Raw genomic sequence first — 15,835 nt, forward strand, 5'->3', positions numbered from 1 at the left:
ATCTCCCGGGTCGTGGGGCGTGGTAACCGCCGTCATTGCGCCGACCCTCCCGAGTCGTTCGCGCCACCTGCCGCCGGTCCACCTGCCGGGCACCACATGCCACGGCTTACCTCTATGGTACGGGGCCGCGCGCGTTCACACCGCCCGCGCCCCCGCGATGCGGGTCACAACTACGGATCGCCCTGCATTTCGCACACAGGAGCTCAGCCTCAGCGGTGGGTGAAGCCAAGGTCCTGGAAACGGGGCGCGGTGAAGCCGAAGGCGCCCGCGTTGGCGACGGCGGAGCCGACCGCGACCAGCTCGGGCCGCTGGAACAGCGGCAGCGAGGGGGCCTCCTGCCAGATCCGGGTGTCCGCCTCGGTGGTCAGCGCGGCGGCCGTGCCGGGGTCCAGGGCAGCGACGGCCTTCGCCAGCAGCCGGTCCACCTCGTCCGTCCCGGTGGCGGAGAGGTTCTGACCGTTGTTCAGCGACCCGTCGGCCTGGACCGAGGGCTTCGCGTACAGCGGCAGCTCGTCGGCGACCGGGAAGCGGGCGGCCGGCCAGGAGAACAGCGCCAGGTCGAAGGAGCCCGCGGCGACATGGTCGGCGAAGAAGGAGTCGCCGGCGACGGTCACGGTGCGCAGCGGGACGCCGACCTTGGCCAGCTGGTCCGTGAGCAGCCGGGCCACCTGGGCGTCCTCGGCGGAGCCGGTGCGGGTGAGCAGGGTGAGGGCGAGCGGGTGGCCGTCCTTGGTACGAACGGGTGCGGCGGCGGGCGCGCCATGTGCCGCGTCGCCGGCCGGCGCCGGGCCGAGGTGCCAGCCGGCCGCGTCCAGGTGGCGGGTGGCGTTGTCGGCGCCGGGGGCCAGCGCGGAGCTGTCGTCCTCGTAGCCGTGCTGGTCGGCCATGACCAGGTGGTTGCCGAGCGGCAGGACGGGCAGGCCGAGCGGCTTGAGGACGGCGTCGGCGATCGCCGCGCGGTCGACGGCCTGGGCGACGGCCCGGCGCAGGTCGGCGTCGGCCAGCGGACCGCTGCCGCCGTTCAGGGTGAGCTGCAGGAAGGCGGGGGCCGACGCTCGGTGCAGGACCGTGCCCGGGACCGACGCGGCCTGGCCGACCGGGGTGCCGTCCTCGACCGCGCGGCTGAGGTCGGCGATGTCCAGTTTTCCGGCGCGCAGGGCGGCCAGGCGGGTGTCCGGGGCCGCCGGGGTGAAGGCGATGGCGTCGAGTTTCGCCGGGGCGCCCCACCAGTGCGGGTTGCGGACGGCGGTGACGGGGCCGCCCTGCAACTGCTTCAGGTCCTTCAGGCCGCTGAGCGTGAAGGGGCCGGCGTCGGCGGCGAGCCGGGCGTGCGAGCCGTCGTTGAAGGCGTCGGCGGTGCCGGTCGCCGCGGCCGGGTAGAGCGGGGTGAACAGGCCCTTCCAGGCCGCGTACGGCTTGGCGAAGACCACCTTGACGTCATGCGGTCCGGCGCCCTGGCCGACCGAGGCGATGCTGTCGTAGCCGTCGGTGCGGGCGGTCCAGTAGGCCGAGCTCCGGCCGTTCAGGGCCTGCCACTGGGCGGCGAAGTCGGCCGCCGAGAGCGGCTTGCCGTCGCTCCAGACCGCCTGGGGGTTGAGGTGGTAGACGATGGTCTGCGGCTGCTGGGAGGTCTGCTCGACGCCGGTGAGGTAGTCCGGGTCGGGGGTGGCGTCGGCGTGCTGGTCCAGGGTGAACAGGGTCGGCAGGACGGCCTCGGCCAGCAGGGAGGTGTCCGGGGTGGCGTCGGCCTGGAAGGTGTTCAGGGTGGTCGGCGCGGCGTCCAGGGCCCAGCGCAGGGTGCCTCCGGCAGTCACCTTGGCGCGGTCGGCGGAGGACAGGTCCGAGGCCTTGGGCGCGGGGCCGCCGCCGGAGCAGGCTGCGAGGACGACGCCCAGGGCGGCGGCGCCGACGACGGCGAGGGTCCCGTACGGGCGGGGGTGGGGCTGGGGCACTGGGACCTCCGCGCGTGTGCATATAGGCACATCTCATGGCTTTTCTGACGTTCCGCCCCCCTACTGAAGAGCAAACGCCGCGGTCAGCCCCTCCGACACGGCTACGGGGAGACGAACGGTCACCCGTTCGGGGCAGCGGTCGCAGTGCGCGCCGGGCGTGCGGCGGAGGCCCGCGATCAGGAATTCCCGCCATTCCCGGGTCAATCGCGTTCAAGGTCTTCCCAGCGGCCCGTGATCGGAGCCACACTCGCTTGCGCACAACTGACTGACGAGACATCAGAAACCTTGATCAGGCTGAGCCTTGATCAAAAATGGCGAGCATCAAACAGTGAAGTGCGGAGGTGGCTCTGCGATGCCCCCAGCCATGCCGTCGACAACCGCCGGAGCGCTGGCCGAGGCCAGCCGCTGCCTGGAGGAACTCGACCGGGCTCTCAGCGACTCCCGGCTGCGACTCGGCGGCGGACTCGACGTGCGCCGGGTCCGCACCGACCTGGTGCACCTGCGCGAGAGCCTCGCCCTGCTGGCCGCGGCCGTCGCCGACGGCGCCGAAGCCGCACCGGGGTCGCCGCGCATTCCGCGGCCCGGCGTGATCGAGATTTCCGACACGCCGTACGACCCGGCGATGTGGCGCGACGCCGACGACGAGGGCATCGGCTGCCGCCACCGCTGAACCGGGCTCCCGCCGCCCGACATACTGGAGGAAGAAACCCGCGTGACCACCGAGATCCGGCCCCCGCAGCAGCCGGGAGAACCGCAGAGCGCAGCAGCACCGTCAGGCCCGGCACCGGCGGCGGGACGGGGGGTGCACTCCCCCGGGCGGGCCGCCATCGCCGCCCGCCATCTGCGCACCGACCGGTGGTGGGCCTCCCCCGCCCTCACCGGCTTCGGCCTGCTGGTCTTCATCGGCTACTCCACCTGGCGGGCCTTCTTCGGGCTGCACACCGCCTATGCGGCCCCCTATGTGTCGCCCTTCTACTCGCCCTGCCTGGCCGCCAACTGCCCGGCCATGAAATCCGGCGCCGACTGGGCGCTGTTCGGCAGCTGGTGGCAGCTCTCCCCCGCGCTGATCGTGCTGATCTTCCCGCTGGGCTTCCGGCTGACCTGCTACTACTACCGCAAGGCCTACTACCGCGCGTTCTGGTCCTCACCGCCCGCCTGCGCGGTCGCCGAACCGCACGCCTCGTACAGCGGCGAGACCCGCTTCCCGCTGATCCTGCAGAACATCCACCGTTACTTCTTCTACTTCGCCATCGTGGTCGCCGGCATCCTCAGCTACGACGCGGTGCTGGCCTGGCGCAACCCGGCCGGGCAGTGGGGGCACGCCGGGATCGGCACCCTGGTGCTGCTCGCCAACATCGGGCTGATCTGGGCGTACACCCTCTCCTGCCACTCCTGCCGGCACATCGTCGGCGGCCGGCTGCGGCACTTCTCCAAGCACCCGGTCCGCTACCGGATGTGGAACCTGGTGGGGAAGCTGAACGCCCGTCACATGCAGCTCGCCTGGGCCTCGCTGATCAGCGTCGGGGTCGCCGACCTGTATGTCTACCTGCTCGCCAGCGGTGCCTTCACCGACCCGCGCCTCTTCTAAGGGATACCCAGAAAAATGACCGAGGTGGAGCGCCACACGTACGACGTGGTCGTGGTCGGAGCCGGGGGCGCCGGGCTCCGTGCCGCGATCGAGGCCCGCGAGCAGGGGATGCGGACGGCGATCATCTGCAAGTCGCTGTTCGGCAAGGCCCACACCGTGATGGCCGAGGGCGGCATCGCCGCCAGCATGGGCAACGTCAACTCCGACGACAACTGGCAGACGCACTTCCGCGACACCATGCGCGGCGGAAAGTTCCTGAACCACTGGCGGATGGCCGAGCTGCACGCCCAGGAGGCCCCGGACCGGGTCTGGGAGCTGGAGACCTGGGGCGCGCTGTTCGACCGCACCAAGGACGGCCGGATCTCCCAGCGCAACTTCGGCGGGCACGAGTACCCCCGGCTGGCGCATGTCGGCGACCGGACCGGGCTTGAGCTGATCCGCACCCTGCAGCAGAAGGTGGTCTCGCTGCAGCAGGAGGACTTCAAGGAGTACGGCGACTACGAGGCCCGGATCCGGGTCTTCCAGGAGTACACCGTCACCAGGGTTCTGAAGGGCCGCAGCGCCCGCGGCGAGGACCGGGTCAGCGGGATCTTCGGCTACCAGCGCGAGTCCGGCCGCTTCTTCACCGTCGAGGCGCCGGCGGTGGTCCTGGCCACCGGCGGCATCGGCAAGTCCTTCAAGGTGACCTCCAACTCCTGGGAGTACACCGGGGACGGCCATGCGCTCGCGCTGCTGGCCGGGGCGACCCTGGTGAACATGGAGTTCGTCCAGTTCCATCCCACCGGGATGGTCTGGCCGCCGTCGGTGAAGGGCATCCTGGTCACCGAGTCGGTCCGGGGCGACGGCGGGGTGCTGCGCAACAGCGAGGGCAAGCGCTTCATGTTCGACTACATCCCCGACGTCTTCCGGGAGAAGTACGCGGAGACCGAGGCCGAGGGCGACCGCTGGTACGCCGACCAGGCCAACAACCGCCGCCCCCCGGAACTGCTGCCCAGGGACGAGGTGGCCCGCGCCATCAACTCCGAGGTCAAGGCCGGTCGCGGCACCCCGCACGGCGGGGTCTACCTGGACGTCTCCACCCGGCTCCCGGCCGAGGAGATCCGCCGCCGGCTGCCGTCGATGCACCACCAGTTCAAGGAGCTGGCGGACGTCGACATCACCGCCGAGCCGATGGAGGTCGGGCCGACCTGCCACTACGTCATGGGCGGGGTCGAGGTCGACCCGGACACGGCGGCCGCGTCGGTGCCAGGGCTCTACGCGGCCGGCGAGGTGGCCGGCGGGATGCACGGCTCGAACCGGCTGGGCGGCAACTCGCTCTCCGACCTGCTGGTCTTCGGCCGCCGGGCCGGGCTGCACGCCTCGCTGTACGCGGCGGCGCTGGCGGAACGGCCCGAGCTGGACGAGGAGCAGATCACCGCGGCGGCCGCCGAGGCGCTCAACCCGTTCGAGGGAGCGGTGACCGACGGCCCGTCGGAGAACCCGTACACCGTGCACCAGGAGCTCCAGCAGACCATGAACGACCTGGTCGGCATCATCCGCCGGGAGGCGGAGGTGGCGGAGGCCCTGCAGCGGCTGGTCGGGCTGCGGGAGCGGGCCGAGCGGGCGGTCGTCGAGGGCCATCGGCAGTTCAACCCCGGCTGGCACCTGGCGCTGGACCTGCGCAACATGCTGCTGGTCTCCGAGTGCGTCGCCCGGGCGGCCCTGGAACGCACCGAGAGCCGGGGCGGCCACACCCGTGAGGACCACCCGGAGATGGACAGCGCCTGGCGCAAGGTCAACCTGATCTGCTCGCTGGCGGAGAAGGGCGGCTCGGACGGGCAGATCGCCCTGGTGCACCAGGACAACCCGCCGATCAGGCCGGACCTGCTGGCGCTGTTCGAGACCTCGGAGCTGAAGAAGTACCTGACCGAGGGCGAACTGCCGTCGGTCCAGATCCCGGAACAACGCAGTGCTGGACAGGACGCGGACGCCGACGTGACGGACGGAGCCGAGCAGTGAGCTACCAGGCCAACTTCCGCGTGTGGCGCGGCGATTCCTCGGGCGGCGGCCTGGAGCCGTACCAGGTGGAGGTCAACGAGGGCGAGGTGGTGCTGGACATCGTGCACCGGCTCCAGGCCACCCAGGCCCCCGACCTCGCGGTCCGCTGGAACTGCAAGGCCGGCAAGTGCGGGTCCTGCAGCGCCGAGGTCAACGGACGGCCCCGGCTGCTGTGCATGACCCGGATGTCCACGCTGCCGGCGGACGAGCCGGTCACCATCACTCCGATGCGGACCTTCCCGGTGCTGCGGGACCTGGTGACGGACGTGTCCTTCAACTACACCAAGGCGCGGGAGGTGCCGTCCTTTGTCCCGCCGGCGGAGCTGAAGCCGGGCGAGTACCGGATGCAGCAGGAGGATGTGAACCGGTCGCAGGAGTTCCGCAAGTGCATCGAGTGCTTCCTCTGCCAGAACACCTGCCATGTGGTCCGCGACCACGAGGAGAACAAGACGGCCTTCTCCGGTCCGCGGTTTCTCATGCGAGTGGCAGAGCTGGACATGCATCCGCTGGACGCTGCCGCTGAGGGTGGGCTGGACCGGAAGCGGTCGGCGCAGGAGGAGCACGGGCTGGGGATGTGCAACATCACCAAGTGCTGCACGGAGGTGTGCCCGGAGCACATCAAGATCACGGACAATGCGCTGATTCCGTTGAAGGAGCGGGCCGTGGATCGGAAGTACGATCCGTTGGTGTGGCTGGGGTCGAAGATCCTCCGCCGCGGCAACTAGGGTCGATGAGGGGCTCTACCTCGGCGGGGGGCTGGCCGCGCAGTTCCCCGCGCCCCTGTCGGGGCTATCTGGGCAGGTTGAGTTCGAACCAGACGGTTTTGCCCATGGGGGTGCGGCGTGAGCCCCAGCGATCGGCGAGGAGGCTGACCAGCTGGAGGCCGCGGCCGCCCTCGTCGGTGTCGCGGGCGCGGCGCTGGCGGGGCTGGGCGTAGCCGTTGTCCCAGACCTCGCAGACCAGGGTGCGGTCGCGGAGCAGCCGGAGCCGGATGTCCCCGCGGCCGTGCCGCAGCGCGTTCGTGGCGAGTTCGCTGACCAGGAGTTCCACGGTGTCGATCAGGTCGTCCAGGCCGCGGGCGAGCAGCCAGGCGCAGGCGAGCTCGCGGGCCCGGGCGACCGAGGTGGGCTCGGAGGGGAGGGTCCAGTCGCCGACCGCGTCGTCCGGCATGGCGTGCACCCGGGCCATCAGCAGGGCGATGTCGTCCTCGCCGTGGTGCGGGTCCAGTGCGGTGAGCAGGTGGTCGCAGAGGTTCTCCAGCTCGCGGGGCGGCCCGGAGAGGGTGTCCCGCAGCGCGGACAGGCCCTCTTCCAGCTGGTGCTTGCGGGATTCGACCAGTCCGTCGGTGTAGAGCCCGAGCAGGGCGCCGTCCGGGAGCTCGACGGTGACCTCCTCGAACGGTTCGCCGCCGACGCCCAGGGGCAGTCCCGGCGGCACGTCCAGCATCAGCGCTTCCTCGCCGGGGACCCGCAGCACCGGCGGGAGGTGCCCGGCGTTGGCGAACGTACATCGGCGGGTGACCGCGTCGTAGACGGCGTAGACGCAGGTGGCGAGGTAGAGCTCGACCCGGTCGGAGTCGTCGGGCTCCGGCTCGTCGCCGTCGCCGAGGCCGCGGGCGATCTCGTCCAGGGCGGTGAGCACCTCGGCCGGGTCCAGGTCCAGCATGGCCAGCGTGCGTACCGCGGTGCGGAGTTGGCCCATGGCGACGGCGGCGCGCAGGCCGCGGCCCATGACGTCGCCGATGACCAGGGCGGTGCGGTTGCCGGGCAGCTGGATGACGTCGAACCAGTCGCCGCCGACCTCGGTGCCGCTGCTGCCGGGGCGGTAGCGGCAGGCGATCTCCAGGCCCGAGGCGGCCGGGCTGCCCGGGGGCAGCAGGCTGCGCTGCAGGATCAGGGCGCGTTCGTGCTCGCGGCGGTAGAGCCTGGCGTTGTCGATGCAGACGGCGGCGCGGGCCACCAGCTCGTTGGCGATGGCGACGTCGCGGGGGTCGAAGGGCTCGCTGCCCTTGGCCCGGGACAGCTGGACCAGGCCGAGCACGATGTCGCGGGCGACCATGGGGACGATCACGGTGCTGGCGATCATCGGGTCGGGGTCCGGGTTGCCGGGACCGGTGAGGGTGACGCTGCGTCCGGTGCGCAGCGCCTTGGCGTAGGCGGAGCCGGGCGGGTAGCAGAAGGTGCCGCCGATCTCGGCCCGCGGCCCCCGGTGCTCCGGTTCTGGGTGCAGCACCGAGAAGTGCGAGACGGTGCTGGCGGAGGCGACCCGGCGCAGCTCGCCGGCGCCGTCGGGCCGGCCCAGGTGGCCGAGGCCCAGGTCGGTGTCGGCGGCGAGAACGCCCTGGTAGAGGTCGACGGCGGCGACGTCGCAGAAGCCGGGGACGGTGACGTCCAGCAGCTCGCGGGCGGTGGTCTCCAGGTCCAGCGTGGAGCCGATGTGCGCACCGGCCTCGTTCAGCAGGGCCAGGCTGCGGCGCACGCTGGCGGCCTCGCGCTCGGCCCGCTGACGGCCCGTGACATCGACGACCTGTCCGGCCACGCCCATCGGCCGGTTGCCGGCGCTGAGCAGCCGGTAGAGCGAGATGGACCAGCGGCGGCGGCCGGGACGGGTCGGCACGGCGCCGTTGAAGCGCAGGTCGACGACGGGCTCGCCGGACTCCATCACCGTACGCAGCGCCTGCTCCAGCCGCTCCGCCTCGGGCCGCGGCAGCAGGTCCTTGACGGAGAGTCCGTGCAGGTCGGCGGGGGCCGTCCCGAGCCCTTCGGCGAAGCTGTCGTTGACCCGCTGGACGGTGAAGTCACGGTCGAACAGCACGAATCCGGTGGGCGCCTGCCCGAAGACCGCCTCGGAGGCGGCCAGGTCGGTCTCGATCCGGCGGAGTCTGCGCAGGTCGACGGCCATGCACACGGCGCCGTTGCGGCCGTCCTCGCCCTGCGCGGGCATCAGGTACAGCTCGGCGATGCTCTCGTTGCCCTCGCTGTCCCGGTACGGGGCGGTGCCGACCCACTCCTGGCCGGCCAGGATCTCGGCCATCCGCTCCCGGCCGCGCCGCCACAGCTCGCGCGGCGCGAAGCTGGTGACCGGGTCGTGACCGACGGCCTCCTCGGCCGGGATGCCGAAGAACTCGGCGGCGCGGTCGCTCCACTGGCTGATCAGGCCGTCCGGGCCGATCGCGAAGGCGGCGACCCGTATGTAGTCGTAGATCGAGCCCGGCTCGCCATGGCCCCAGTTCTCGATCGCCTCGGCGTCGAAGCCGACGGAGGAGCCGGCGGGGGCGGCGGGGGGCGTGAAGGGTGCGGGGTCCATGGCTCCAGAGCCGATGCCGTCGGGGTCCGGGTGCTGCGGGCGGTCCTGGTGCTGCGGGTCCGGGTGCTGCAGCTCCTGGGGATGGTCGGACGGACCGTCACCGGCGGCCGGGCGCGGGATGCCGCCCCTCCGGTCGTGTTCGGCGGACCCTGGGCCCGTTCCGCTGCCCAGAGGTGCATTGCGTGTCGGCAAATCGCTCAACTGCCCGACTCCTCCAGCCTTCGGCACCTGGATGTCGCTGGTCCGAGTATTCATCATCCCGGGGCAGCGGCACACGTCCCAGGAGTACACAACATCAAATCGAGGTAAGGAATTGCCAAATCTGTCCCAGTCGGCCCAGCTCCGACTACAGGACCCATCACCGACAGACGAGACCCGCAGAGGAACGGAACCCTACGCCTCAGCCACCATGAACGGGAGGGTCAGGGGGTACTGCCTGCTCGAACCAGACGACCTTGCCGCTCCCCTCGGACCGGGTGCCCCAGCGGTCCGCGAGCCGGTGCACCAGTTGCAGCCCGCGCCCGCCCTCGTCGGTGCCGGCCGAGTCCCGTTCCAGCGGCGGGTCGGGCGACGGGTCGGAGACCTCCACCAGCAGCGTCCGGCCACGACTGAGCCGCAGCCCGATCGGTGCCTCCGTGTACCGGACGGAATTGGTGACCAGCTCGCTGACCAGCAGCTGCGCGGTGTCCAGCAGGGGCAGCAGGCCCCAGTCGATCAGAGTGGCCCGGACCAGCCGACGGGCCCGGGAGGCCGCGGTGGGCTCGGCGGCGAGGGTCCAGGCGAGGCTCAGCACCGACGGGTCGGAACCGCCGCCGACCAGCGGGCCGCTGCTGCCGAGCCGGGCCAGCAGCAGCGCCACGTCGTCCGGTTCCTGCTCGCGCTGCAGGGTGCCGATGACCCGGTCGCACAGCTCTTCGACCGAGGCGTCGCTGCCCTCCAGGACCGCGCTCAACCGCGAGGTCCCCACGTCGATGTCCTCGGTGCGCGACTCGACCAGCCCGTCGGTGTAGAGCACCAGCAGCGTCCCCTCGGCGACGGTCAGCTCCACCGAGGCGAAGGGCACCCCGCCGACGCCCAGCGGCGTTCCCGACGGCAGGTCCAGGACCTGCGCCGACTCGCCGACCGGGATCAGCAGCGGCGGGGTGTGCCCGGCCTTGGCCAGCACCAGCCGCCGGCTCGCGGGGTCGTACACGGCGTAGACGCAGGTCGCGATGAGGGCCTCCTCCGGCCCCTGGGCCAGGTCGTCAGCGAGGTCGTGGACGTGCTGGAGCAGCGTCGCGGGCGGCAGGTCCAGGCCGGCCAGGGTGCGGACGGCGGTGCGCAGCCGGCCCATCGTCGCCGCCGCGCGCAGGCCGTGGCCCATCACGTCGCCGACGACCAGGGCGACCCTCCCCTGCGGCAGCAGGATCACGTCGAACCAGTCGCCGCCGACCTCGGTGCCGATGCTGCCGGGGACGTACCGGTGGGCGATCTCCACTCCGGGCAGCTGCGGCACGGACTGCGGCAGCAGGCTGCGCTGCAGCATCAGCGCGGCCGCGCGCTCGCGGGCGTAGAGCCGGGCGTTGTCGATGGAGGAACCCGCGCGGTCGGCCAACTCCCCGGCGAAGGCCAGCTCGTCGCGGTCGAAGCCCTCGCGCCGGCCCGCCCGGCTGAGCACCAGCAGGCCCAGCACGATGCCGCGGGCCCGCAGCGGCACCGTCAGTATCGAGTGCACGCCCAGTTCGTAGCTGGCCCGCAGCCGGGGGTCGTCGGGGGTGGTGGCCTCCTCCAGCAGCGCCGGGGCTTCCAGCTGCTCGGCGATACCGCTGCGCAGCACCCGGGCGAACAGCGAGCCCTCGGTCATGGTGATGGGGGCTCCGGGCGTCATCATGGTGTCGGCGAGCGGGCTGGGCTCGGCGGCCGCGGTGCCGCTCATGACCAGCGGGGTCAGCCGGGTGTGCGGGTGGTGCGGCAGGTCGTCACCGTCGGCGACGGCCTGGAGCAGCACCACTCCGGAGTAGTCGGCCAGCGCCGGGACCAGGGCGGAGGCCAGCTCCTGGGCGATTCGGACCGGATCCAGCAGGTCGCCGATCCTGGTGCCCAGCTCATTGAGCAGGGCGAGGCGGCGCCGGGCGTGCTCCAGCTTGGCGACGGCGCGGTAGCGGTCGGTGACATCCATGATCATTCCGGTGACGCCCAGCACCCGCCCGGTGCGGTCGTGCAGCCGGGAGTAGGAGATGGAGCGGAAACCGGGCTTGCGCGGGTCGGGCCCGGCCACGGTCAGGTCGACCACCGGCTCGCCGGTGGCCAGCACCTGCCGCTGGATCGCGCTGACCTCGTCGGCGGCGCGTTCCGGCAGGGTCTCGCCGGCCGTCCGGCCCAGGTGGTCGGCGATCGGCAGACCGTTCATCCTGGCCAGGGTCTCGTTGACGCGGACATAGCGCAGCTGCCGGTCGAACACCGCGATGCCCAGCGGCGACTGCTCGAACAGGGCGTCCTGCAGGGCGAGGTCGCGCTCGACCGCGCCGAGTTTGGCCGCGTCGGCGAGCCGTACCAGGACGAAGGGGACGCCGTCCCCGTCCACCAGCAGCGACAGCCGGGCGTCCAGGGCCACCTCCTCGTCGTCCCGGTTGCGGAGCAGGGCCGGGCCGCGCCAGCCGCCGTCGCGCAGCACCGCCGCGATCACCTCCCGGCCGCGCCGCAGCAGTTCGGGGTCGTCACCCAGCAGGGCCTCCAGGCCGCGGCCGACCAGGGTCTCGCTGGGCCAGCCGAGCAGTTCCTCGGCGGCGGGGCTCCACAGGACGAACCGGCCGGAGGTGTCCATCATCACGATGGCGACCCGGACCACGTCCAGCACCCCGCCGCCGCGCGGGCCGTTCGGGACCGCGGGGTCGTCGGCGACGGGGTACGGGGCGGCCGGACGGGCGCGCTGCTGAGTGGGGGTGGCCGGCTGGTCCGTACGGGTTGACCGAGGGGGCGTGTGCGGGGCCTCCGCCCGTGCGGCGACGGCGCCGCGGCGCAGCCGGGCATGGGCGGCTGCGCTGCTGGGCCTGCGGCGTGGCTCCCTCACGTAGTCCCCGTCCGGGTAGGCTCGTGGGCCACTCGTCGACGGTGGCCAAATACGGGCATACCCTTTCAAACCTTTACGTACCCCGCCGTTCGGGTCATACCGCTGACGACAGCCTGCGGGCCACCTCGGGGAGGGCGAAGCGGTCCTGGTCCAGCCAGTCGACCTGGTGCAGCTCGGCGGCGGAGAGCCAGCGGACCTCGGAGTGGCCCTGCAGCGGGGCGGCGGTGCCGGACAGCAGCTCGGCCGTCCAGATGTGCAGCTCCAGGCCGGCCCGGACCGGCCAGGCGCCGGGAATCCGCTCCAGCGCCCTGGCCTCGACCCCGAGCTCCTCCCGCAGCTCACGCACCAGCGCCTGCGGCGGAGTCTCCCCCGGCTCGGCCTTGCCGCCCGGGAACTCCCAGCGCCCGACGGTCTCGGCCGGCGCGCTGCGCCTGGCGGCGAGCACCCGGCCCCGGTGCAGCAACGCCCCGCCGACGACGATCCGCATCTCACTCATGGGGCAGAACTCTATGGCTGACACTGCATGGCTGACGCCGGCTCAGTCCCCCGGGGCGAAGCAGCAGAACTCGTTGCCCTCGGGATCCGCCAGGACGTCCCACTCGATGTCGCCGCCGATCGGACGGACCAGGGTGGCGCCGAGGGCGACCAGCTCCTCGGTGCTGCCGACGACGTCCAGATGCATCCGATTCTTCAGCGACTTGGCCTCGGGCACCGGATTGACCCAGATCAGCGGCCCGGCGCCGGACGGGTCCTCGATCGGGATGGAGCCCCCGCCGTCGGGACCGTCGTCACGGCGCCGGTACCCCATCGCCGTGCACCACCAGTCCGCCAGCGCCGGGGCGTCGTTGGCGTCCAGGCACAGGTCCTTGAAACGCGCTGTGGGCATCGCTCACCTCCGGATCGAGGTTAGCGACGGACCGGCCGGAGGGCACGGCAATATCCCCGGCGCCGCGGTGCGGGAGGCGTTGAAGATGCGGACTGCGTGCGGGGCGCTGATGCTGGTGAGGTCAGTAACCCGTGAGGAGGACCGTCATGTCCGTGCTCGACAAGATCAAGGGTGCGCTCAAGGGCCACGAGGCCCAGGCCAGTCAGGCCGTCGACAAGGCCGGCGACATGGTCGACCAGAAGACCGGCGACAAGTTCACCAGCCAGGTCGACATGGTCCAGGACCAGGCCAAGAAGCAGTTCGGCGAAACGCCCCCGACCGACCCCTCCTGATCACGCCTGTCGCTGATCACTCCCGTCCGTCCCGCCCGCCCGGAGAACCCTCCGGGCGGGCGCAGGCGTGCGTACCGCGATCGGGGTCAACTGCCCATCGGCCGCCGGATCTTGTTGCCCGCGAGTTGGCCGCCGTCGATCGGGATCAAGGCGCCGGTGATGAACGAGGCCTGCGCGGAGCAGAGCCAGACCACCGTCGCCGCCACCTCGTCGACGTGGCCGGCGCGGCCCATCGGCACCGCCATCGCCGCACCACGGCGGGCCTCGGGGCCGGCCGCCTCAAGGTGGTGGGTCAGGATCGGGCCCGGCGCGACCACGTTGACGCGGACGCCCTGGTCCGCGTAGTCGAGGGCGGCGACCTTGGTCAGCCCGATGATCCCGGCCTTGCCCGCGCTGTACGCGGCCAGCCCGGAGACGCCGTGCGTACCGGCCGTCGACGCCATGTTGACCACCGCGCCGCCGCCCGACGCGAGCATGGCCGGGATCTGGTACTTCATGCCCAGGAACGTGCCGCGGATGTTGGTCCTGATCCCACGGTCGAAGTCGTCCGGGTCGATCTCGGCGAGCGGCGCCGGACGCGGGCCGTCGGTGGCGTTGTTGAAGGCGGCGTCGAGCCTCCCGTACGCGTCCATCGCCTGCCGCACCAGGTTCGCGCTCGACCCGGCGTCGCCGACGTCCGTGCGCACGGCCAGCGCCTGGCCGCCCGCGGCGCGGATCTCCTTGGCCACCGCCTCGACCCCGTCCCCGTCCCGGGCCCCGAGCACGACGGCGGCCCCGGCCCGCGCGAACGCCAGCGCGGTGGCCGCGCCGATGCCTCTGCTCGCCCCGGCGACCAGCGCGACCGCTCCGGCGAGCGGCCGGTAGGTCGAGTCGGTACTGGTACTGGTCATCGCGATACCCCGTCTCTTCGTCTCTTCTCCCCCGATCCCTTCGATATCTCATCATTAGATATCGAACGCTTAGAAGTCAATGCTAAAATCGACCCCATGACCAATCCGCCGGTCCCCTTCCGCCCTCCCGTCGGCCTGCGGCTCGCGGCTGCCGCAAAGGCGATCAGCCGCGCCTTCGACGAGGAGATGGCCGCCGCCGGGGGCTCCATGGCGATCTGGCAGGTGCTGATCGCGGTCAAGAGCCGTCAGACCGGCAACCAGCGCGAGCTCGCCGCCACCATGGGCATCCAGGGCGCCACGCTCACCCACCACCTCAACGGCATGGAGAAGTCCGGCCTGGTCACCCGCGCCCGCAACCCCGAGAACCGGCGCGTCCACGCGGTCGAACTCACCCCCGCCGGCGAAGAGCTCTTCCTCCGCCTCCGCGAGGTCGCCCTCGACTTCAACCACCGCCTCCGCGCCGGCCTCGCCGACGAGGACCTGGACCGCTTCGAGCACATCCTCGACCGCCTCGCGGCGAACGCCACCAAGGACAGCTGAGACCCCCTGGCGTCAGAGGACCGGGCTGGTCGCCCAGAAGGAGGCGTCGGAGCGGAAGGACGAAGAACCGTCGTCCTGGTCCAGCCACAGTTCGTCGCCGCGGTGGTGCAGGTAGTAGCCCGGGTAGTTGACCGACTCGAAGGCGAAGGAGCCCGTGGCGGACCCCGCGCGCGGGCAGAAGGTCGCGTCGTGCTGAAACAGCGGGGAGCCGTCGTCGGGCGCCTGCTTGAGACGGAAGTTCTGGTGCCGCAGGTAGTCACCGTCGGCCGCGAGGAAGGAGAAACAGCTCGGATCGGCCAGTCCGGCCACCAGCCTGAACGCCGTCTCGTTCCAGGCCCCGGGCCCGGGGCCGGGCCCCCGCTGGGCCTGGGCCGACCCCAGGTACACCAGATAGTGCTGGACGAACCAGTACTGGCCGGGTGCGTCGACCGACTCGATCGAGTAGGTGGTCCCCGCAGTCAGTCCCGTTCCGCCCGTGGCAGCGGTCGGCGTGGGAGTCGGTGTGGCGGCGCGTGTGCTCGCAGGGGTGGTCGGGGCGTAGGAGGCCCCGCCCCCCGAGCGGGTGAGCGCGGTGGGGTTGCCGGTCGACGCGGATCGACTGGTGACGGTGACCGGCTGGGCCGCTGCGGACGAGGGCACGGCCGAGGGACTCACCTCCGAAGCCGTGGCGGAGGGCGTCGTGGCGTCCGTCGGGGCCGGTGTCGGCAGTGCCCCGGCTGCCGGCCTGGTCCCGGTGTCGCCCCGGGTCGCCTCGTAGATGACGAAGACGGCCGTGGCCAGTGAGAAGACCGCGGCGGTACTGAGGACCAGGGTCATCACCCGGCGCGGGTCACGCAGTCGGGGCAGGGCGGACGGCACCACGGCCCGACGCACGGGGCGGTGGACCGGCCTGAGGACGAGCTCGGCACCGGTCGCCGCCACGCCCGGTCCGTCGGGGCCCGGCGGGACCGCCTGGGACGCCGCCTCGGGTACGGACACCACCGGAAGCACCGCCGTGGTCTCCGACGCGGACGAGTCCCCGCCCCCGGCACCCTGCTCCGCGGGCACGGTCTCAGCGGGCGCGGTATCGGCGGGCGCTGTCTCGGCGGGCATCGCACCGGGAATCGCAGCCGGACCCGACGAACCGTCAACCACCGGCCCCAGATACGGCGGTATTCGCATCGAGGGGCGTGGGCTTGGCACCTGAGAGTCGATGTTCGGCTCGTCGGCCGTCATTCGCAGTCCCCTTCGACTGATTCCGCGCATGCGGTGGCGG

General features: G+C 72.2%; 13 protein-coding genes. 6 read left to right on the top strand and 7 right to left on the bottom strand.

Going from position 1 to position 15,835, the window contains the following annotated elements:
- Nucleotides 1-209: 209 nt before the first annotated feature.
- Complete coding sequence (locus tag ABH941_RS35835) at nt 210-1,952, bottom strand: ABC transporter family substrate-binding protein (protein WP_370134453.1); 1,743 nt, start codon at nt 1,950-1,952, stop codon at nt 210-212.
- A gap of 364 nt (nt 1,953-2,316) precedes the next feature.
- Between ABH941_RS35835 and ABH941_RS35840 the strand changes: the two genes are divergently transcribed.
- From ABH941_RS35840 to ABH941_RS35855, 4 genes are all read left to right on the top strand, one after another.
- Nucleotides 2,317-2,622 (top strand): hypothetical protein, encoded by a 306-nt coding sequence (locus ABH941_RS35840; RefSeq protein ID WP_370134455.1) that lies wholly within the window; start codon nt 2,317-2,319, stop codon nt 2,620-2,622.
- Between the two features lie 132 nt (nt 2,623-2,754).
- Entirely contained in the window at nt 2,755-3,540 is a 786-nt protein-coding gene (locus ABH941_RS35845) for a hypothetical protein (protein ID WP_370134674.1), read from the top strand.
- A gap of 15 nt (nt 3,541-3,555) precedes the next feature.
- Nucleotides 3,556-5,538: a fumarate reductase/succinate dehydrogenase flavoprotein subunit gene (locus ABH941_RS35850; RefSeq protein WP_370134457.1), complete on the top strand. Its 1,983-nt coding sequence runs from the start codon at nt 3,556-3,558 to the stop codon at nt 5,536-5,538.
- Entirely contained in the window at nt 5,535-6,302 is a 768-nt protein-coding gene (locus ABH941_RS35855) for a succinate dehydrogenase/fumarate reductase iron-sulfur subunit (protein ID WP_370134460.1), read from the top strand. The genes ABH941_RS35850 and ABH941_RS35855 overlap by 4 nt, the downstream gene beginning before the upstream one ends.
- Before the next feature lie 64 nt (nt 6,303-6,366).
- Here ABH941_RS35855 and ABH941_RS35860 read toward each other — a convergent pair whose 3' ends face one another.
- The 4 genes from ABH941_RS35860 to ABH941_RS35875 all read right to left on the bottom strand — a co-directional run bounded on the left by ABH941_RS35860 (nt 6,367) and on the right by ABH941_RS35875 (nt 12,818).
- Nucleotides 6,367-8,883, bottom strand: coding sequence for a SpoIIE family protein phosphatase (locus ABH941_RS35860; protein ID WP_370134675.1), 2,517 nt, complete (start codon nt 8,881-8,883; stop codon nt 6,367-6,369).
- 400 nt (nt 8,884-9,283) lie between these two features.
- Entirely contained in the window at nt 9,284-11,932 is a 2,649-nt protein-coding gene (locus ABH941_RS35865; protein ID WP_370134463.1) for a SpoIIE family protein phosphatase, read from the bottom strand.
- 94 nt (nt 11,933-12,026) lie between these two features.
- Nucleotides 12,027-12,428 (bottom strand): (deoxy)nucleoside triphosphate pyrophosphohydrolase, encoded by a 402-nt coding sequence (locus ABH941_RS35870; protein ID WP_370134466.1) that lies wholly within the window; start codon nt 12,426-12,428, stop codon nt 12,027-12,029.
- A 42-nt stretch (nt 12,429-12,470) separates the two neighbouring features.
- Nucleotides 12,471-12,818 (bottom strand): VOC family protein, encoded by a 348-nt coding sequence (locus ABH941_RS35875; RefSeq protein ID WP_370134469.1) that lies wholly within the window; start codon nt 12,816-12,818, stop codon nt 12,471-12,473.
- Between the two features lie 146 nt (nt 12,819-12,964).
- On the opposite strand from ABH941_RS35875, the gene ABH941_RS35880 reads away from it, so the two are divergent.
- Complete coding sequence (locus ABH941_RS35880) at nt 12,965-13,150, top strand: antitoxin (RefSeq protein WP_370134472.1); 186 nt, start codon at nt 12,965-12,967, stop codon at nt 13,148-13,150.
- 86 nt (nt 13,151-13,236) lie between these two features.
- On the opposite strand, the gene ABH941_RS35885 is transcribed toward ABH941_RS35880, so the two are convergent.
- Nucleotides 13,237-14,040 carry an SDR family NAD(P)-dependent oxidoreductase gene (locus ABH941_RS35885; RefSeq protein ID WP_370134476.1) on the bottom strand — a complete coding sequence of 268 codons (804 nt, stop codon included), beginning with the start codon at nt 14,038-14,040 and terminating at the stop codon, nt 13,237-13,239.
- A gap of 96 nt (nt 14,041-14,136) precedes the next feature.
- Between ABH941_RS35885 and ABH941_RS35890 the strand changes: the two genes are divergently transcribed.
- A complete protein-coding gene (locus tag ABH941_RS35890; RefSeq protein WP_370134479.1) occupies nt 14,137-14,580 on the top strand; it encodes a MarR family winged helix-turn-helix transcriptional regulator in 444 nt (147 codons plus the stop codon).
- A gap of 12 nt (nt 14,581-14,592) precedes the next feature.
- Here the strand turns inward: ABH941_RS35890 and ABH941_RS35895 are convergent, their stop codons facing one another.
- A complete protein-coding gene (locus ABH941_RS35895) occupies nt 14,593-15,672 on the bottom strand; it encodes an AbfB domain-containing protein (protein WP_370134481.1) in 1,080 nt (359 codons plus the stop codon).
- Between the last annotated feature and the right edge of the window lie 163 nt (nt 15,673-15,835).

It is taken from the genome of Streptacidiphilus sp. EB103A (genome assembly GCF_041261405.1).
Classification (GTDB): domain Bacteria; phylum Actinomycetota; class Actinomycetes; order Streptomycetales; family Streptomycetaceae; genus Streptacidiphilus.